The organism is Sporosarcina pasadenensis (assembly GCF_047228845.1).
GTDB lineage: Bacteria > Bacillota > Bacilli > Bacillales_A > Planococcaceae > Sporosarcina.
The window spans coordinates 228,991-247,773 of record NZ_JBFEGM010000001.1; the positions used below are offsets into that span (position 1 = coordinate 228,991).

Below are 18,783 nucleotides of genomic sequence, written 5' to 3' on the forward strand. Positions count from 1 at the left end.
ATTCCCCCCAATATAGGGACGAATGCGGTCCTAGCGCCACTCAATATCTAAATGCCTATTGGACTAATACCGCAACCCTCTTCCATTTTCAGCAATTGCATGAGCTAGGCGAATTGTTGACACTGCCAATTCTGCATAGGACACTTCTCGATCAGGGTTGAACCGTTTTTGCTCTTCCTTAAATAAGCCCAAGGAGTTTGCTATAGCTACATAACCTGTATTTTTGGATTGAACCTTATCTGCGTCTTCGAAACCGAGTTTGAAAATATTGCTATCCTTTGCCGCCTGCTCTAGCCCCAACACCCGGATCATCCAAACCGATAGTTCTTCCCTTGTGACGGGTGCATCGACATCGAAGTTCTTTCCATCCGCTTTAATGATACCTGCTTCAACTGCACGTTCAATCTCCTGGTATAACGGGTGTTTTGGATTTATGTTATCAAATGTTTGGTTCAATTCTTCCTGGCCGAAGTAATATCCGCCATAATAGAAATAGGTGAGTGAGTTCATGAGCACTTTCAATGCTTCCCCTTTTGAAATGGCAGCATCACCGTTAAAGCTTTTAGCATCCTTCACATCCAACACTTTGGCGTTAATAAGATAATTGAGCTCTTCTTCTGCCCAGGCATGTGATACGGTTATTGAATCTTTTCCGTTAAATAGGTTATTCCATTCCCCTGTGTCGGCATTCAAATAACTAAATGGGTCATCGTTGAATACTGGTACATAGACGAGGTCATAGTGATTTTCTTTTTCACTTTTCGCATGTTTCATATACGTAAGCTTCAGGTTAAGTGCCTCTTCCAAAATCTTTTTAGCCTCTTGCTCGGAAATAACACCGTCGCTCGATGGCCAGTTTTCGATTTCTTGATAATTGACACTTAAGCTGTTCAAAGAACCGTCAGCCGCTATCCCGACATGAATTTGATCGCCGTTGACGACAATTCCATTTACAACTCTAGGGAAGGAAAACTGATACGTACCCAATACTTCGTCAAAATAAGGTTCTTCTATCGGCATTGCATAGTTATGAAGATAGGAAGGGACCCATTGTTTCAAATGCTTAACAGCTTGGCTGAGTGCCTCTTGTTTGGAAAGGCTTTTCTCTTTTTTAGGATTCTCTCCAATTTCCTTCATCAGGTGATCTTTCATATTATAGTAGTGAATAATTTCACCTGTATTTTTATTGAGTTCTAAACTTCCCCCTGATCCGCCATTTGCATACTGATACATGTATTGTACGTAAATGACTGGAACTCCATTATAGTTCTCCATTTCATGAATTGACTCGATCCTTAATGTAAATTTATCAGAATCGACAGCAAGAAATTGTTCGGCAATCTTTTTCGCTTCTTCTACAGTAATTCCATCCTTCTTTGCAGGAATCGGATTTGCTGTGATCTTTTCAATTTTCGTCTTGCTCGGAAGGTCTGCTGAGTAGCCGTTTGCAGTCATCCACTTCCCTGTTGCCGCTTCAACGCCTTGCAATTTTGCCGTTGGCCGGTAAACGAGCTGTACGTTGCGGTCGCTCGTTCGGTAATCGTAGTTGATTTGATAATTCAATTCTACAGACAGATTATCTTTTACTTTCTTCACCATTTCATTCTTATCTTTAATTTTTGTGGCATCATCAAAAGTCGATGATTTAGACCGTGGGAACATCTTATAAAAACTGACGACTTCACCGTTACCTAAAACGGATACTTCCATTCTTTGATCGGCGATGGAAATTTTGTTTTCCGTACGTGTGTATGAAAATGAGTAGCGTACCGGCTCTGTTAAGATCTGTTGCGGATAATAGTTGAACGTATCCGTTTCTAACTGATACTCTTTTCCGTCAAGAAATTTCTTCATGAAATCTTCTGCTATTTTTCTTGCTTCCTCTTTTGATACTTTTGCAGGGAATAAAGCATCCGTGACGTTAGGAGGCTGATAGGAGAAGTACTCAATGTCCAATTCCTCGCCGACAAACCCTATATTCCCATCTACCCGCTTGCCATTAATGGTTTTGGTGAAATATAGATCATGCCGTACCGTTTCGTCCTCTGGGAAAATATGCGCACTGCTCATTTGAAAATCACTGTTCGTCAAGAAATCAAATTGATTGGGGAACATCTTCCGAAACTTATTGATCAATTGATCTTTCGTGATGGCAGTATCAGTGGAAGCGACTTGGATTCGTACTTTTTCTGGTTGTCCATTCTCTGAAGTTGAAGCATTGACCATTGATGAAAACATACCAAAAGACAAAACAGAAGAGGTGACAATCAAACCTAGTTTTTTTATTTTCGCCAAAATAATCCTCCTAAAATTCATATATTTGTACGTTTGTAAGCAATCTTTAGATTATATGATTGTCCGTCGGAGAATAGAACGAGACGAAGTTTCATAGCAATGAAGAGCATCTTGAGTAAAGATTAATACACAAAAAAAAACGCCCGATTTTCTCGGGCGCCTTTGTTGTTTCTATTAGTTGTTTTTCATTTTATCACGAAGAACCATTTGAAGGATTCCGCCGTGACGGTAGTAGTCGACTTCTACATCAGAGTCGAAACGTGCCAACACGTCGAACTCTTTGACGGAGCCGTCTTTTGCAGTTGCTGTCACTTTTAGGATATCGCGTGGTTTTACGCCTTCCGCGATGTTTACGCTAATTTCCTCTTCTCCTGTAAGGCCAAGTGTTTCTGCACTTTCGCCATTCAAGAATTGAAGTGGAAGAACACCCATCATGACAAGGTTTGAACGGTGAATACGCTCGTAGCTTTCAGCGATGACTGTTTTGATACCTAGTAGTGATGTACCTTTAGCAGCCCAGTCACGTGAAGAGCCCATACCGTAGTCTTTACCTGCAAGGATTACAAGGCCTGTTCCATCTTCCTGATAACGCATAGCTGCGTCATAGATCGGGCAGATTTCTTTTGTCGGCCAGTACGTTGTATAGCCGCCTTCAGTGCCTTTCGCAATTTGGTTACGGATACGGATATTCGCAAACGTACCGCGCATCATCACTTCATGGTTACCACGACGGGAACCGTAAGAGTTGAAGTAACGTGGCTCTACGCCGTGTTCACGCAAGTATTTACCAGCTGGCGTATCTTTACCGATGGCACCTGCAGGAGAAATATGGTCCGTTGTGATCGAATCGCCGAATTTACCGATGACGCGAAGTCCTGAAAGAGCTTGAATATCAGCAGGCTCTTTGGATAGACCTTCGAAGAACGGCGGGTTTTGAATATATGTCGAGTTTTCATCGAAATCGTACAACGAATCGTCTGTCGTTTCAATTGCATTCCACGCTTCGTTTTCTGTGAATACACGAGCATATTCTTTACGGAATAGATCAGGTGTTACTGTCGCTTTTACGACTTCCTTCACTTCTTCCGAAGATGGCCAGATATCTTTGAAGTACACATCTGTACCGTCTTTCGCTTTACCAATTGGATCTTTCTCGAAGTCGATATCGACAGTTCCAGCTAGCGCATAAGCGACGACAAGTGGCGGTGAAGCCAAGTAGTTTGCTTTTACGAGCGGATGGATACGTCCTTCGAAGTTACGGTTACCGGATAGTACTGATGAAACTAACAGGTCGTTTGCAGTAATCGTTTTTTCGATTTCTGGAAGAAGCGGACCGGAGTTTCCGATACATGTTGTACAACCGTAACCGACTGTGTTGAATCCGATTTGATCCAAGTATTTTGAGAGACCGGAGTCTTCTAGGTATCCTGTTACGACTTTTGAACCCGGCGCCAGTGACGTTTTCACGTATGCAGGAGGTGTAAGCCCCTTTTCGACAGCTTTCTTAGCAACAAGACCTGCCCCTAACATAACGTAAGGGTTGGACGTGTTTGTACAAGAAGTGATCGCTGCAATCGCAAGGTCCCCTGTTTTCATACCGACTGTACGGCCATCTGCGAACTCGACTGTTGCTTTCTTTTCGAATTCTTTGGGCGTCAAACCGAATCCTTGGTTCCCTTCAGGAGCAACAACGGATTCCTTGAATGAACGTTGCAACTCTGAAAGTGGAATCAAGTCTTGAGGACGTTTCGGCCCAGCAAGGTTCGCTTCAATTTTCGTAAGATCGATTTCAATTACTTCTGTGTATGTCGGATCTTCTTTATCCGTAGTGAAGAACATGTCGTTCTCTTCAAGATATTTCTTGACGACTTGGATGTGATCTTCATCACGGCCAGTTAAGCGCATGTAATCTAGCGACTCTTCGTCGACCGGGAAGAATCCGCAAGTAGCACCGTATTCAGGTGCCATGTTCGCGATTGTTGCACGGTCCGCAAGAGGTAATTTGGAAACTCCAGGTCCGAAGAACTCGACAAATTTACCGACTACGCCATGCGCACGAAGTGTTTGTGTCACTTTAAGGGCAAGGTCAGTCGCTGTCGTTCCATTTGGAAGTTCTCCAACGAGTTTTACACCGATAACTTCAGGAATCGGGAAATATGAAGGCTGCCCAAGCATTCCAGCTTCGGCTTCGATACCGCCAACGCCCCATCCTAGGACACCGATCCCATTGATCATCGTCGTATGGGAGTCAGTACCGACAAGTGTATCAGGATATGTTTCAAAAGTGCCGTCTTCGTTTTCCACTTCATGGACAACAGCAGCAAGGTACTCAAGGTTTACTTGGTGAACGATACCTGTCGCAGGAGGGACAGCACGGTAGTTATCATAAGCTTTTTGTGCCCAGCTCAGGAATTGATAACGCTCAGCGTTACGTTCGAATTCAAGTTCCATGTTAAGGCGGAGTGCATCCGGTGTACCGTAGCGGTCAACTTGTACGGAGTGGTCGATAACGAGATCTACCGGGATTTCGGGATTGATTTTATTTGGATCGCCGCCCATTTCAGCCATTGCTGAACGAAGCGATGCAAGGTCAACGACAACTGGTACTCCAGTGAAGTCTTGCAGGATGACACGGGAAGGTTTGAAAGGAACTTCTGCGTCCTTATCTGCATCCTTGCCCCATTTTGCCAAGTTTTCAACGTGTTCATCTTTGATCACATAACCGTCATGTTGGCGCAAGACGGACTCTAGTAGCACTCTAACTGAGTAAGGTAGTTTGGAAATATTCGCAATGCCTGCTTCTTCGAGGGCTTTAAGACGATAATAGTTATACGTCTTGCCATTCAATTCGAATGATTGGCGGCTATTGTGCAAATTGCTTTTTGCCATTGTTATTCCTCCTTTATCTATTGAAAAGGTTGTGTGTAAGCGTTTCTCTACTCCATCATAGTACAGCTTTGTTGATAAGTAAAATACATATAAATTATAGTCTTTCATAAGAAAACATGATGACCATATGTATGAAGGCATATAGAGTCCGCTCATTGCCAAGTATATTCTGAAAGACTTGTTCGTGCAAAGTTTTAGATTCAAATGTTAGTATTCTACTGAATTTTTTCTATATATGTGGCATGATGGGTAGGAAGATATGTAAAGGGAGTGGGATTGTTGAAAAAAGCATTGTTAGTAATCGATTACACATATGATTTCGTTGCGGAGGATGGTGCTCTGACTTGCGGTCAACCCGGCATAGACCTCGAAACGTATATCGTCGACTTGACGAAAGAATTTTTGAATCAAGGCGATCTTATCATTATGCCTGTCGACCTGCATGAAAAAAACGATCCGTATCATCCAGAAACGAAGATGTTTCCTCCCCATAACATTAAAGGGACTCCAGGACGGGATTTATATGGCACACTTCAAACTTTATATGAAGAGAACGAGGATCAGATTGTTTGGATGGATAAAACGCGTTTTAGCGCCTTTGCAGGAACTGACCTTGAATTACAGCTGCGCGCACGTGGGATAACTGAAGTGCATCTTGTCGGCGTCTGTACGGACATCTGCATTCTTCATACATCGGTCGATGCATATAATCGGGGCTTTGATATCGTCATCCATGAAAAAGGTGTGGCGAGCTTCGATCCGGCCGGCCACGAATGGGCACTGCGACATTTTGAAAAGACGCTAGGAGCCAAAGTCATCCGCTAATTATGATTTTTTTTAGTAATTCTATTGCGATATATGTTTAAGGTATGGAAAAAACGGATATCCAAATACTACATAAGCAATTATGAATTACTAAAAAGGAGATGGAGTAAATGAGTTTTATTTGGTTTCTAATTATCGGAGGAATTATCGGTTGGCTCGCAGGCCTTATTTTAGGAAAAGACATTCCAGGCGGAATCATCGGTAATATCATTGCAGGTATTGTCGGTGCATGGATCGGTGGAATGTTGCTCGGATCGTGGGGTCCTAAAGTTTCAGACTTCTACATCCTTCCTGCATTGCTCGGTGCGATTATTCTAGTGTTTATTGTGAGCTTGATTATGAAGTCGATGCGCAGAGCTACTTAATTGTAAAAAGGTAACAAAAAGCGTCAAGGGATTTTTCCCTTGACGCTTTTTTTATTCGTTTTCGAGTCTTTGATTTTCAAATTCATTGAAGAACCACAAGACATCTTCGACATATTTGTCGCTATGGTTATAATGGAAAATCGCTTTTTCAATTTCCCCGTCGGCCGCCCCACTTTTGGACAAATAATGCGCGGCACTAAATATGGCATCTTCAATGTCAAAAGGATCGGCAATTCCATCCCCGTTTGCATCAACGCCATACCCGCCATATTTTCGAATGATCGCGGGATCGGTCTTGTCCTTATCCGGTATATTTCCTTTTCCAAGCCCTTCACAGCCCGGATATCCCCAACCTACGAATGTGCAAGGCATGAACTGCATATGCCCTTCCGCACCTGCAGGGGACAACAAAGGATCCATCGTTGAAAAACGGGTTTCAATCCGATGATGGGCGGCGAGAAGAGTCCAAGGTATATTGTACTCCTCTGCAGCCGCTTTATAGACCGGAATATACTTTTCAGGAATGACCAATGCAGTGTGCCTATCCTGAAACTCGAGCAAAGTGCTTGCGGATTTCTTAATGAGTTCGGGATTTTGGATGCCTGTCCAAATGATTGCCGATAAGGTGAAGGTGGTTACAGCGACGGGGATCAGCAAAACGATCATGAATATTTTCGTTTTAATCGATAATCCCTTTTTCTTCTTCTTTTTCACTGCACCACCCTTTTCCGTTCTTTCTCGTTACGATTTAGGCTCTTCTTTGATGAGCGCTTTCATATCACTTACAATTTCCTCGTATGGCACGTCTTCCGCACCATTATACGTCTTTACGGACACTCCATCTTTATTGACCAAGCTGAATGCAACCCCGTGGGTGACTTGGTCTACCCCTGGCGTTTTGCTGACGAATGTCTTGAAAGAGCTGATTGCCAATTTTTCAATCGCTTCTTGGCTATACCCCGTCAACATTTCCCATTTGGTTTGATCGACAGGATCGAATGTATCCAAGTATTCTTGCAAAGCTTCGGGCGTATCATTTTTAGGATCTACGCTGAATGAGACAATTTTATAATCTTCGACGCCTTCGTCATGCAGCATCTTCTGAAGATCTGCCATATTAGCCATCATCGGCAGACAAACGGTTTCACAATTCGTGAAGACAAACTGGGCAATCCAGACAGTTCCCTTCAATTCGTCGAGAGATACTTGCTTATGATGCTGATTCGTGAACTCGAACGGGGCAATCTTATACTTATGATCCGCTTTGAATCCGCCCATTGAACATGCGCTCAATAGTAGCATAAGTATCATGACGGATGATAAAAATAATTTTTTACGCATATACAGACTCCTCCACTTTCCATACTTACTTTATCATAGAGGATGGTTTGTTATCAAACAACCGCATGGCCTAATCGTTCTTGTCCAAACATTGACGTTTCAGTGAAGTTCATTTCACATTTAATGAAACGAGCGCTTTGTGAATTGCTTCCAGTTTCGTCTCAAGCCGGTGCAACAGGTAGAATGATACAAAGATCGGAAAACCGATCTGCTGTATGAAATCCAGCCATTGTTCCATTTTGAAACCCTCCTTTCTTATAAAGCGCAGGGCGCCTGCCTAGAGGCGACAGGCATAAGGCGAAGATGCGAAGTGGTGCCCTTTGCCACACAGCATCTTTGACTTATGACCCCGAGCCTCTGGCGTCCGGAGCTAGATTGATAATGTAACTAAATATGAACTTGAAAAGCCCCCAGTCCGGGACTGGGAGCCAACTGCACATTATTATTCGTTTACTAGTTCGGTGACATTCCGTTCGATGATCCGGGCGCTTTTGACCGATTCAAGCGGGGAGCCATCCACTTCAAACACACCTGAATTGATGATTTGCTGCATGGCAGCTTCCACCTCTGACGGCGTCAACCCGTCTTTCGGTTCGTCCACTGTAAGCGACGTCTGCTTCCCTTTGGCTGTCGTGAAGCTCAATTGTAATGTCTTCGCCATTCTTTATTCCCCCTTTTCCATTAGTTCATAATGTCTGCTGTTTCCACTTTCTCCGCTCCGATAAATGGATATGCGGAGAGCTGCGCCAATTGTGAAAGAGCATCATACAGATTTTCCGCAGTTGCGCCTGCTGCCAGATTACGATAGGTTTTTGACTTGCGGATCATTTTCCCGTCATCTGTCCTACCACCGTCGAAATAGACTCTTCCGACTGCATGTCTAAATTCGATTGTCGCCATTTGCTTTCCCCTCCTTTCACCCTCTATATAGACTAGGAAAGAGAGAAAGGATACTTTGTCCGTGTATTTTTTTGAAAATGCTCTTATAATGGGGAGTAGAATGGAAGAGGTGAAGATAGTTGCAAGACTTGTTTATATGGTTCATCATTTTTTGGTGTGTCGTCCTGATCGGGCTTTTCGGAATCGGGGGCTTCTTCATGTTCCGCAAATTCCTAAAAGTGTTTCCGAAGGCAGACGGCAAATCGACGCTTGACTGGGAAGAACATTATGTAAATGAATCCCTTCATCTCTGGAATGAGGAAGCGAAAAGTTTATTGAATGAACTCGTCAGCCCCGTTCCGGAATTATTCCGTGACGTCGCCAAACAGAAAATCGCCGCTAAAATCGGTCAGATTGCGTTGGAGGACCGCGCTAAGACAATTGGCTTTGATCATATTATCCGCGGTTATATTGTCGCCACCCCAAAACGCGATCATAAATTTTTACGAAGGAAATTGGATTCCATGGAAATCGATCTCACTCCTTACGAGCATTTATTTTAAGACTCAAAAAAGCCTCCTTTTGAATTAGGAGGCTTTTTCAATGCGATTTTTCAGTTTGAAATATTTCACAAGCATTCCGATGCGCCATGGCACGATCATGCCGAATGCCAATATCCAGAACATGCCGCCTAGCTCACCAACGTCGATGGAGCTACTTAAAATCAATTTTGCAATAAAACGTACAATGAGTAGACCGAAGAGGATGATCAGGAAAGCTCTCGACTTTTTGACGTAAAGCTTTTCATCCTTCTCCTCAAAGTTCGTCGTTTTAATTAATACAATTGAAAACAATAGTCCGACACAGAGAGATTCGATGACTTGAGGTAATGGCACCCTGAATTCTTCAAACAGAAACATGAGCGCACCTGTCGACATGAACAGCGGTGGCAAGATGATTTTTTTGGGCGAAATCGGCCTTTTTGCCGCTTTCGTACGCACAATGAACGCCAACGTCCCCATGAATAGAAACAGCAGCGTTGAACCGATAATCAAGTAAACGGAAGGGATTTCATTGAAAATGTAATCAATGATTTCCTGAAGTTTAAGCATGCTCGTCCCCCCACTCCACCAATTCATCCAACCGGTACTTCAGCTGTTCGATCTGAACAAATCTGGCAAACCTGGCCGTTTCCTTTTCTTTATGGAATAGAAGAACGACGGGGGCGGTGAATAAAGCGAGCTGTCCCGCCATTTCAGGGACTTGCGCCGCATTCACTTTATAAAATGGGATTGGATATTGTTCTTGCAAGCTGGCCACTTGCGGATAAAGCCCTTCGCAGACGGAACAATGATCCGTTTTTACAAACAATAATAGCTGTGGCTCACTCGCCGATATATCCAACCATTGTTTAAAAGATCCGATCTCTTCCATCGGCAGTTCCTCCACTTCAAAATCAATTATGCCTCCAAGCAAAATGCTCGGAGGCCTCGGTAGTCGTTGTTAAAACCCTTGGAAATCCCCGAATATCGGGCTTAATAAGCTTGTTAGATAGACAATGCCATCAAAGAATAGCAACAATCCGAAGGCAATCATAATATAACCGCCGACTTTCATGATTAGATTGCTGTTTCTGCGAATCCAGCCAAGCCTTGTAATGAAAAATGACAAGACGAAAAATGGAATCGCAAAACCGAGCACATACATCATCATATACAACATGCTGGATCCTGGATTTGCTGCTGCGAGCCCGATAATCGCACCGATGATCGGTCCCATGCAAGGTTGCCATCCTGCAGAGAAGGCGAGCCCGATTAAAGCTGTCCCTAAATAACCGGCGGGACGATTTTTAAATTGCAGTCGATGCTCTTTCATTAAAAACTTCGGTGTAAATAGACCGATGACCATAAGTCCGAACGAGACAATGAAAATGGCCCCGATTTGTCTGAGTAGATCCTTGTATTGAATGAAGAAATTGCCAACAAAAGATGTACTGAATCCTAAAAAGACGAATACGACCGAAAAACCGATTAAAAAGAAAATTGTATGGAGCATGCCATTCCGATTCATCCGTTTCGAATCAGACTTCAGCTCTTCAATCGACATGCCGGTAATGTAAGATATGAATGCTGGATACAATGGCAGGACGCAAGGTGAAATGAAACTGAGAAAACCTGCGCCAAATGCTAGAAAAATATTTAAATCAGTTGCCATCATTCTCTCCCCTTCATGTTTCTTTCCCCATCGTATCAAATCCGAAGCCGAATTTCGCTCATTTTGACTGTGAACAGTTTTTGAACAAAGAAAAGCGGAGGGTGGCGGTTAGTTGCGACAGGCGCTGGAGAGCTTGAACAAAAGGCGTTTTTTGCCTTTTGCTTCAAGACCGAAGCGACCCGAGCAAATCGAACTACGAAGGGTTCGATTTGCCGTATTTCTGCGGTTTTTGCAGAAATTAAGGCATCCTTTCAGCACCCGGAGCTAGACAAAACAAATAAACCGGCTCGCCTCCGCAAGAGATGCGTTGGCGAACCGGTTCGTTACATGGCGTCTTCCACGAGACCGTTTTGCAGTTGGTACATCATATAGTAAAGCCCTCTTTGCGCCAGTAATTGCTGGTGGTTTCCGCGTTCGACGATTTCGCCTTGGTGGAGGACGAGGATGAGCTCCGCGTCCTGAATTGTGCTCAACCGATGGGCAATGGCAATTGTCGTACGACCCCTCCGCATTTTTTCCAAGCTTGCTTGGATGGCAACTTCCGTTTCCGTGTCAATGTTTGCAGTCGCTTCATCCAACACAAGGATTTTCGGGTTTGTCGCAATTGTGCGGGCGAATGCGACAAGTTGGCGCTGTCCGCTTGAGAACGTTGATCCCCGCTCAGTCACTTTCTGTGAATATTTATCCGGCAGCTTTTCAATGAACTCATTCGCTTGGACGAATTCTGCTGCGGCCCGAACTTCTTCCGAGGACATACCTTCATTATGCAGACGAATGTTGCTCTCAATATCCCCATAGAAAAGGAATGGATCCTGAAGGACAAGGCCGACTTTCTTCCGTAATTCCGCTTTCGGCAAATCTTTCAAGGAGACTCCATCAATGAAGATCTCTCCTTTGTCATATTCATAGAACCTCATGAGCAAGTTGATGATGGAACTTTTTCCGCTTCCCGTATGACCGACCAATGCAACCGTTTCGCCGGCATTCGCAGTGAAGGAGATGTTTTTCAATACATCATTTTTACCGTCGTATGAAAACGTCACATTCCGGAACTCAATTGTTCCTTCATGGATTTTCTTATGCTCTGTTTCCTGTTGTGCAGGCTCCATATCCGGATCATCCATCAATTTGAATACACGCGATGCCGATACGAGTGCCTGTTGGAAGATGGACATCCGCTGCATTACTTGTTGGACCGGTTGGAATAGACGGCCGATCAACGTGGTGAATGCATAGATGATCCCTACTTCTACTGCACTGTCCAATGACATGAATCCGAAATAGCCAAGGACGAAAACGATGGCGAACGCATATAACAAATCGATGAATGGTCCTAATAGCACACTATCGAATTTGATGTTCCGCATTCCTGCACGATAATGTCCTTCATTTATGTCATCGAATTCCTTCGACAACCGCTCCTCTTGCCGGAAGGCCTGGATCATGCCCATGCCTGATAGTGATTCTGCAATCTTGGCATTCAATTGGCTCAGTCGCTCACGGATGTCCTGATAGAAATCAGCGCTGTATCGACGATAGACAACGATGATCGCCATAAACAACGGCAAGAGCACCATGGAAACAATCGATAGTTTAACATCAAGTGAAAAGAGCGCAATATAGACGCCGATAATGACGAAAATCGCTTGCAGAAAAGTGACGACGACGCTGACGAACATTTCCTTGATCGATTCCGTGTCATTCGTCACACGCGATACGATGCTTCCAGCCGGGGTCCTATCAAAATACCGCATACCGAGTCCTTGGACCTTCGTGAAGACATCAATCCTCATTTGTTGAATGACTTTTAAGGCGATGTCCTGGAAACGGAGTTGTTGGAAATAGGACACAACGACAATGAAGATTTGCAGCCCGATATACACGAGGGCGAGCGTCATTACTTCGTTTTTCGGGAAGTGAAGCGGCGTCAAATAATTATCGATGAATGATTGGATGATGAGTGGTCCGACAATGCTTCCCGTAATCGTCAAAACTAGGAAGAACAATGCGATCGAGATACTCGCTTTATGCGGGATTGCATAGCGCATTAACCGCTTGAACACTTTCCATTGGTCCTTCGCTGTCAATTTTGGCTGTTTTTCCATCTGCATCATTCTTCCCCTCCTTGCTCGACAAGCACTTCCAATTGCTGCAAGTCATACATTTCTTTATACCTTCCATCCAAAGCAATTAATTCTTCATGCGTACCCGCCTCAACAATCGTTCCTTCATGCATGACGATTATTTTATGGGCATGTTGGATGGCGCTTAGTCTGTGTGACGTAATGATCGTCGTCTCGCCTGTTCGTGTCTGCTTTAGCGACTCAAGGATTGCTTCTTCAGTTTTGGCATCGACAGCTGACAATGAATCGTCCAGAATAAGCAATTCAGGTTGCATAATCAGCGCACGTGCAATGGACACCCGTTGCTTCTGGCCGCCGGACAATGAAACGCCCCGTTCTCCTACGACTGTCTCATAGCCTTCCTCAAATCCTGTAATATCGTCGTGGATATGTGCAAGCCTTGCCGCCTCGTAAATCCTTTCCCGATCGATTTTCGGATTCGTGAAGGCGATATTTTCTGCAATCGTCGTTGAAAATAGGAAATGGTCCTGTGGAACGTATCCAATTGATTCGCGCAAACGTTGTTGCTTGTATTGATTGATCGGGTGCCCGCCGTAGACGATGCTTCCCTTATAGCCTTCAAACTCCCTTAGTAATAGCTTCAAGATTGCCGTTTTACCGGAACCGGTCTTCCCGACAATTCCAAGCGTCTCCCCCCGCTTCAAAGTGAAATGGACGTCGTAGAGCGCCGGACTTTCATCGTCCGGGAATTTGAATTCTTCGATATCGAAGAACAGATCCCCTTCCGGACGGCGATCAATTGCTCCTGTGACGTCTTTAATATCAGGATCAATCGACAACAGCTCCATAATACGGCTATACGAAGCGTTCCCGCGTTCCACAATGTTGAATAGGAATCCGAAAGCGAGCATTGGCCAGACAAGCAACCCTAGGTATGTACTGAACGCAACCATGTCACCGATGGACATTTCCTCTGCAATGATGAATTTTGTTCCAAAGTAGAAGGATAGAATATAAGATACCGCAAATATGCCTGTGATGGTCGGATCAAAAAGCGCATCGACTTTTGCCACTCTCATATTTTTCGCAACGACATCTGTTGAAAGATCCGTGAAATCTTCAATATCTTCCTTTTCCTGACCGAATGTTTTGATTACTTTGATGCCAGAAATGCTTTCCTGCGTCTTATCGTTCAGATTGGAGAACGCCTCCTGCGCAAAGCGGAAACGCCGGCGCAGCAATCTTCCATAGTAGCTTGTCAAGAAAATCATGAATGGAAACGGAATAAGTGCAATGACTGTCAATTTCCAGTTGATTGTTAATGCCATCGTCAAAATGACGAATCCGCCCGTTGAAATGGAATCGACGAGCGTCAATATCCCCATTCCTGCCGTCTGTTGTACGGCATTGATGTCGTTTGTCGCATGGGCCATTAAATCCCCGACACGCCTCTTTTGATAAAAAGAAGGTGACATCCTTGTAAAATGATTGAATAATTTCTCACGCATCGTCCTTGATAAAAGAACTGCGGAGCCGAAAATCATGACACGCCAATAATAGCGGGACACGTACATTAAAATTCCGGCAAGCCCCAGGATGATGAGCCACTTCGTCAGCTCGGAAGCTGACAATGTGGCTTCCGTAATATCATCGACGATCAAGCCGATGATTTTCGGAGGAAGCAATTGCAATAAGGAGACGAACACAAGCGCTGCGACACCGAGTCCATATTGTTTCTTCCTTTGTTTAAAAAACCAGCCAAGCTGCAGTAAGACTTTCAAAGTAATCCCCCTTTTTCTCTATCTTTGAATAGTCTATCAAAAGTCTGAACAATAGAAAAGGTACGAAACTCAAATTATTCGGATTCTGAAATACTTTTCAGGTCGACAAACAGAATCCGATGTGTTTCACCATTCTCGGAAAAGAGGTGAAGCATCCCTTCTAACGTATCAATTTTTCGGATATGCCCTTTCACCTCCGCCACTGTTTCATCGTCCCAATAGTGCACGAAAATCTGTAAATTCTTTTCTGCGGCTTCATGGATCTGATAGTTCCATTGTTCGAGTTGCTGTTCATCGGGCTGTTGCCTTGTCGGCAGCCCATCTTCCTTCTGCCATTCCCGTAGCTGTGCGACATGTTCCGGCAGCATCATCGCCGTCCATTTGATACGTCCACGGTCACGGATCATCTGATCATCTCCCTTTGCAAAACTGTTGATTTCCGTTCCAGGCGGACGCTTTCCGCGGGCGAGCGGAGAGCCTCCTCAGTCGCTTCGCTCCCTCCGGGGTCTCCCCTGTCTCGCTTTCCCGCTGGAGTCGCCGCCTTCCACTCCAATCAACGGAGCTTACTGTAACATTTATTTGTAATGTCCCCCAATCAACTTTGACCGATGGACGGCTGTTCCTGCGTTTGTGTAGGAAACTGCTCGCAATACAGCGGTGGAACCGTATTTTTTCCGCAATGAATCCATCGTCTCCCCAAGTTGGCGGTTGCGCCACTTATGCTCATCGAAAAAGCTGAGTTGCATGGCATATTCGTTTTCCAAATTCGCCAGACTAATGGCGATGCGCCGCACCGGACGGCCGTCGTGGAATTCGTCGAGCAGCTTTGTGCAGAGCCGATAAATAGTCATCGTGTCATTCGTTGCTTCATGCATTGAACGGGAGCGTCCGAAGCCTCCTCCGAGTGAATTCTTCGAGTATCCGATCGACAGATGGACTGTCCGCCCCGCTTTGCCCGCTTCCCTCGCCCGCAATGCGACGTCTTCACACATTTCAAGGATGACCGCGAGGATGTCTTCTCGCTTCGTGTAATCGCGGTATAGGATCTGCCCTTTACCGTAGCTGATTTGCCCTTCGACAAGCGGCGCCCCAAGGTCGGACAAGTCGATGCCATGTGCATGATGATACAACTGGTTGCCCATGATGCCGAATTTCGTTTCAAGCCGTTCGAGGGGCGTGCGGGCTAAATCACCTACTGAGAAGATCCCCATATTGTTCAACGTCCTTTCGAGCCGGCTGCCGATGCCCCACATCCGGCTAAGTGGCGCGACCGGCCATAGCCTCGAAGGTATATCGGCATACGTCCAGCGGGCAAAGCCGGTCTTTTTTGCATCCAAGTCAAGGGCCAGCTTCGCCATGAGCATATTCGGTCCCATGCCGCAGGCGGATCTGAGCTGGAATTGGCTGACAAGCTCATCTTGGATTCTCTCGACCGTTTTTTCAGGGGGACCCCATAGACGTTCCGTTCCTCCTAAGTCAATGAAGCTTTCATCGACGGAATACACATGGATTGCCTCCTTCGGCACGTAGCGGTTCAAATTGCGCGCGATTTCCATGGAAACATCGATATAAAACTGCATTTTCGGTTCAATAAGCCGTATGGACGGGTCATCAGGAATTTCATATAGCCGCATTCCCGTCTGCACGCCGAATTCCTTTTTCAAGGCGGGAGAAGCAGCCAGGACGATGCCTCCTTTCCGTTCTTTATTGCCGATGATGGCGATTGGCGTATCCATGACATCCAATCCTTCCATTGCAGCCGCACAACTGGCGTAAAAACTCCTCATATCCAGGCATACAATTTTCCGGTCCGGCAAATTCTCGTACATAGCGTGTATCCCTCCGTAAAGAACACTTGTTCTATACAGTATACCCGGAACGAATGTTCATATTCAATGGTCCTTATTGCCAATTGGCCATAATGGAAAGTGGACTGCCACGGAATAGTCTTTTAGCCCCGTTTTTTGCAAATAAAAAAAGCATCCATCCTGTTAAAGGATAGATGCCTCTGCAGTTCATTCCGCTGCCATATTACTAACTTCCTTTGGCAACTTGAAGTCTTCGATGTCGTTGAAATAGCTATATGTAGCATTCAGCTTTTGGCGGGCCCGATAAGAGTTCCCTCCGCTGTAGTTTCTCATATCCAATGACATTTTGAAGCTAGTCACATAAGAAGTGCTTTTATTGATGGTGATGACCAATTCCATTTTGTCGACGATGCTGAAGCCGTCCTCACGCGGACCGGCATCCGGGAAAAGCTCCTTGAACCGCTTGAAACCATCGCGATTCAAAGTTAAATTCAATGCATATCCGTATTCGATCGGCTCCAAAACAAATTCGTCTTCGAACTCTTTGAACTTGGACAAGTCAAGAATCGGATAGGTTTCCGAAACTAATGTGCCGAATAATTCTTCAATCGAACCAGACGGTAATTCTTCCCATTCGCCTTTGCGGTCGTCAGTGACAAACACTTGATCTCCCACTTGGTACAAATCCATATTATATGCTTTCACGCCACGCGGAAGGACTTTTGATTGGACATGCACTTTAGCAGGATTAAGGAAAGCCTCGACTTGCATATCGTATTTCATGCCAGCTTTCTCGGGATTTTCAATATCGCCGTCATAGACGGTCACCGCGTAATCATCAAACACAATATGAGAACGGACAGCTTTTAATGATGTGTCCATCGCCTCTTGGGATTTGTCCAATAAATCTCCGGCTGTCATTTTCTTTTGAGCCCCTCCCGAATTGGTGCAAGCAGCCAAAAGAAAAACGAGCGAACCAATCGCAAGGGCACTAACTATTTTTTTCACATGTAAACTTCCTCTCTTCAAAACCTACGTTCATTTTACTGGAAGATGCATACTTCATCAATCCATTAGACGGATATTTCGCAAGAGAAGTTGCATTGCACCGAAAATCGGAAATGTTTCAATCTCCCCGAAAATGCCATATGTCTGTCGTGAATTCCGCAATGGTGCGGAGATCTGGCATAAAACCGATACCCGGAGTAGTCGGAACTGTTATATATCCATCTTCCACAATCACTTCGGGCTCAATAATATCCTTTTCCCAATAATGGGACGAGCCCGCTGTATCTCCTGGAAGGATGAAGTTCGGGAGCGATGTCAATGCAATATTATGGGCGCGCCCTATTCCCGCCTCCAGCATGCCGCCACACCAGACAGGAACACCTCTCTCCATGCAATAATCATGGATTCGCTTCGCTTCGGACAAGCCGCCGACTCTCCCTATTTTCACATTAATGACTTTCGTGCTTCCGAGCTCGACCGCTTTCCGCACGTCTTCCAATGAATGGATGCTTTCATCGAGGCAGATCGGCGTCTTCAATTGTTTTTGCAATACGGCGTGATCAACAATATCATCATGTGCAAGCGGCTGCTCAATCATTAGAAGGTCGAACTCGTCCAACTGCTTCAATAAATCGATATCATCTAGTGAATAAGCTGAATTTGCATCCGCCATAAGAGGTACGTCCGGAAAAGCAGACCTCAATCCTCGGAGAACGTCAATATCAGCTCCTGGCTTGATTTTCACTTTGACCCGCTTATAGCCTTCCTCCAAATACCTTTGCACTTTATCGATCAAACTCGCAAGATCCTTTTGAATCCCGATACTGATGCCGACTTCGATTCTCTGACGTTGACCGCCTAACGCTTCAGCCAATGGAATCCCTTTCCGTTTTGCGAACAGGTCCCAGACGGCGCATTCAAGGGCGGCTTTCGCCATATTGTTTCCGCGTATCGGCGCAAAGAGGGGGCCAGTGTCATCAGGATGTCCAATTTCCTTTCCAAGCAGCAGAGGGATAAGGAAATCACGGAGCATATGCAAGTTCGTTTCCACAGTTTCTTCCGTATACCATGGGGCATCGAAAGCGACCGATTCTCCCCAGCCTATGTTCCCCAGCTCATCATGAACTTCCAGCAACAGAAATTGCTTATCCTGCATCGTACCAAAACTTGTTGAAAAAGGTTCCCTCATTCTCATTTTCATCTTACGGATCGTCACTTCTGTAATTTGCAAAATGGATTCCCCTTTCTTTTACATATACGCGTAAAAAACACCCTGCCGTAGCGACAGGATGTC

General features: G+C 45.0%; 19 protein-coding genes. 3 read left to right on the forward strand and 16 right to left on the reverse strand.

The window, feature by feature from the left end:
* Positions 1-63 precede the first annotated feature (63 nt).
* Together AB1K89_RS01155 and acnA are read right to left on the reverse strand one after the other, a co-directional pair.
* Positions 64-2,295: an S-layer homology domain-containing protein gene (locus AB1K89_RS01155; RefSeq protein ID WP_413052994.1), complete on the reverse strand. Its 2,232-nt coding sequence runs from the start codon at positions 2,293-2,295 to the stop codon at positions 64-66.
* Positions 2,296-2,469: 174 nt separating this feature from the next.
* Positions 2,470-5,184: an aconitate hydratase AcnA gene (gene acnA, locus AB1K89_RS01160; RefSeq protein ID WP_413052995.1), complete on the reverse strand. Its 2,715-nt coding sequence runs from the start codon at positions 5,182-5,184 to the stop codon at positions 2,470-2,472.
* A 279-nt stretch (positions 5,185-5,463) separates the two neighbouring features.
* On the opposite strand from acnA, the gene AB1K89_RS01165 reads away from it, so the two are divergent.
* Together AB1K89_RS01165 and AB1K89_RS01170 are read left to right on the forward strand one after the other, a co-directional pair.
* On the forward strand, positions 5,464-6,009 hold the full coding sequence (locus tag AB1K89_RS01165; protein WP_413052996.1) for a cysteine hydrolase family protein: 546 nt from the start codon (positions 5,464-5,466) through the stop codon (positions 6,007-6,009).
* Positions 6,010-6,119: 110 nt separating this feature from the next.
* Positions 6,120-6,374, forward strand: coding sequence for a GlsB/YeaQ/YmgE family stress response membrane protein (locus AB1K89_RS01170; protein WP_252503379.1), 255 nt, complete (start codon positions 6,120-6,122; stop codon positions 6,372-6,374).
* A 51-nt stretch (positions 6,375-6,425) separates the two neighbouring features.
* Here AB1K89_RS01170 and AB1K89_RS01175 read toward each other — a convergent pair whose 3' ends face one another.
* From AB1K89_RS01175 to AB1K89_RS01195, 5 genes are all read right to left on the reverse strand, one after another.
* Positions 6,426-7,088 carry a lytic transglycosylase domain-containing protein gene (locus AB1K89_RS01175; RefSeq protein WP_413052997.1) on the reverse strand — a complete coding sequence of 221 codons (663 nt, stop codon included), beginning with the start codon at positions 7,086-7,088 and terminating at the stop codon, positions 6,426-6,428.
* 27 nt (positions 7,089-7,115) lie between these two features.
* Positions 7,116-7,715, reverse strand: coding sequence for an SCO family protein (locus tag AB1K89_RS01180; protein WP_413052998.1), 600 nt, complete (start codon positions 7,713-7,715; stop codon positions 7,116-7,118).
* 109 nt (positions 7,716-7,824) lie between these two features.
* Positions 7,825-7,953 (reverse strand): YvrJ family protein, encoded by a 129-nt coding sequence (locus tag AB1K89_RS01185; protein ID WP_252503382.1) that lies wholly within the window; start codon positions 7,951-7,953, stop codon positions 7,825-7,827.
* Positions 7,954-8,157: 204 nt separating this feature from the next.
* Positions 8,158-8,376 carry a DUF2922 domain-containing protein gene (locus AB1K89_RS01190; RefSeq protein ID WP_413052999.1) on the reverse strand — a complete coding sequence of 73 codons (219 nt, stop codon included), beginning with the start codon at positions 8,374-8,376 and terminating at the stop codon, positions 8,158-8,160.
* 20 nt (positions 8,377-8,396) lie between these two features.
* Positions 8,397-8,615, reverse strand: coding sequence for a DUF1659 domain-containing protein (locus tag AB1K89_RS01195; protein WP_413053000.1), 219 nt, complete (start codon positions 8,613-8,615; stop codon positions 8,397-8,399).
* A gap of 119 nt (positions 8,616-8,734) precedes the next feature.
* Here AB1K89_RS01195 and AB1K89_RS01200 point away from each other — a divergent pair, with 119 nt between their 5' ends.
* Complete coding sequence (locus AB1K89_RS01200) at positions 8,735-9,157, forward strand: DUF2621 domain-containing protein (RefSeq protein WP_252503385.1); 423 nt, start codon at positions 8,735-8,737, stop codon at positions 9,155-9,157.
* Between the two features lie 24 nt (positions 9,158-9,181).
* Here AB1K89_RS01200 and AB1K89_RS01205 read toward each other — a convergent pair whose 3' ends face one another.
* The 9 genes from AB1K89_RS01205 to menC all read right to left on the reverse strand — a co-directional run bounded on the left by AB1K89_RS01205 (position 9,182) and on the right by menC (position 18,720).
* Entirely contained in the window at positions 9,182-9,706 is a 525-nt protein-coding gene (locus AB1K89_RS01205; protein ID WP_413053001.1) for a CcdC family protein, read from the reverse strand.
* On the reverse strand, positions 9,699-10,028 hold the full coding sequence (locus AB1K89_RS01210; protein WP_413053002.1) for a thioredoxin family protein: 330 nt from the start codon (positions 10,026-10,028) through the stop codon (positions 9,699-9,701). The genes AB1K89_RS01205 and AB1K89_RS01210 overlap by 8 nt, the downstream gene beginning before the upstream one ends.
* Positions 10,029-10,097: 69 nt before the next feature.
* Complete coding sequence (locus AB1K89_RS01215) at positions 10,098-10,808, reverse strand: cytochrome c biogenesis CcdA family protein (protein WP_413053003.1); 711 nt, start codon at positions 10,806-10,808, stop codon at positions 10,098-10,100.
* Positions 10,809-11,131: 323 nt separating this feature from the next.
* Positions 11,132-12,913, reverse strand: coding sequence for an ABC transporter ATP-binding protein (locus AB1K89_RS01220; protein ID WP_413053426.1), 1,782 nt, complete (start codon positions 12,911-12,913; stop codon positions 11,132-11,134).
* 5 nt (positions 12,914-12,918) lie between these two features.
* Positions 12,919-14,673 carry an ABC transporter ATP-binding protein gene (locus tag AB1K89_RS01225; RefSeq protein ID WP_413053004.1) on the reverse strand — a complete coding sequence of 585 codons (1,755 nt, stop codon included), beginning with the start codon at positions 14,671-14,673 and terminating at the stop codon, positions 12,919-12,921.
* Positions 14,674-14,747: 74 nt separating this feature from the next.
* Positions 14,748-15,080 carry a YolD-like family protein gene (locus AB1K89_RS01230; protein WP_413053005.1) on the reverse strand — a complete coding sequence of 111 codons (333 nt, stop codon included), beginning with the start codon at positions 15,078-15,080 and terminating at the stop codon, positions 14,748-14,750.
* A gap of 168 nt (positions 15,081-15,248) precedes the next feature.
* A complete protein-coding gene (locus tag AB1K89_RS01235) occupies positions 15,249-16,502 on the reverse strand; it encodes a Y-family DNA polymerase (RefSeq protein WP_413053006.1) in 1,254 nt (417 codons plus the stop codon).
* Between the two features lie 186 nt (positions 16,503-16,688).
* Positions 16,689-17,489 (reverse strand): DUF6612 family protein, encoded by an 801-nt coding sequence (locus AB1K89_RS01240; protein ID WP_413053007.1) that lies wholly within the window; start codon positions 17,487-17,489, stop codon positions 16,689-16,691.
* A gap of 118 nt (positions 17,490-17,607) precedes the next feature.
* Positions 17,608-18,720 (reverse strand): o-succinylbenzoate synthase, encoded by a 1,113-nt coding sequence (gene menC, locus AB1K89_RS01245; protein ID WP_413053008.1) that lies wholly within the window; start codon positions 18,718-18,720, stop codon positions 17,608-17,610.
* Positions 18,721-18,783 lie beyond the last annotated feature (63 nt).

Bases quoted from the DNA above. Each gene is read 5' to 3' on its own strand.
- acnA (WP_413052995.1), bottom strand. From the start codon at position 5,184: ATGGCAAAAAGCAATTTGCACAATAGCCGCCAATCATTCGAATTGAAT.
- AB1K89_RS01170 (WP_252503379.1), top strand. From the start codon at position 6,120: ATGAGTTTTATTTGGTTTCTAATTATCGGAGGAATTATCGGTTGGCTC.
- AB1K89_RS01180 (WP_413052998.1), bottom strand. From the start codon at position 7,715: ATGCGTAAAAAATTATTTTTATCATCCGTCATGATACTTATGCTACTA.
- AB1K89_RS01185 (WP_252503382.1), bottom strand. From the start codon at position 7,953: ATGGAACAATGGCTGGATTTCATACAGCAGATCGGTTTTCCGATCTTT.
- AB1K89_RS01190 (WP_413052999.1), bottom strand. From the start codon at position 8,376: ATGGCGAAGACATTACAATTGAGCTTCACGACAGCCAAAGGGAAGCAG.
- AB1K89_RS01195 (WP_413053000.1), bottom strand. From the start codon at position 8,615: ATGGCGACAATCGAATTTAGACATGCAGTCGGAAGAGTCTATTTCGAC.
- AB1K89_RS01205 (WP_413053001.1), bottom strand. From the start codon at position 9,706: ATGCTTAAACTTCAGGAAATCATTGATTACATTTTCAATGAAATCCCT.
- AB1K89_RS01210 (WP_413053002.1), bottom strand. From the start codon at position 10,028: ATGGAAGAGATCGGATCTTTTAAACAATGGTTGGATATATCGGCGAGT.
- AB1K89_RS01215 (WP_413053003.1), bottom strand. From the start codon at position 10,808: ATGGCAACTGATTTAAATATTTTTCTAGCATTTGGCGCAGGTTTTCTC.
- AB1K89_RS01220 (WP_413053426.1), bottom strand. From the start codon at position 12,913: ATGGAAAAACAGCCAAAATTGACAGCGAAGGACCAATGGAAAGTGTTC.
- AB1K89_RS01230 (WP_413053005.1), bottom strand. From the start codon at position 15,080: ATGATCCGTGACCGTGGACGTATCAAATGGACGGCGATGATGCTGCCG.
- AB1K89_RS01235 (WP_413053006.1), bottom strand. From the start codon at position 16,502: ATGTACGAGAATTTGCCGGACCGGAAAATTGTATGCCTGGATATGAGG.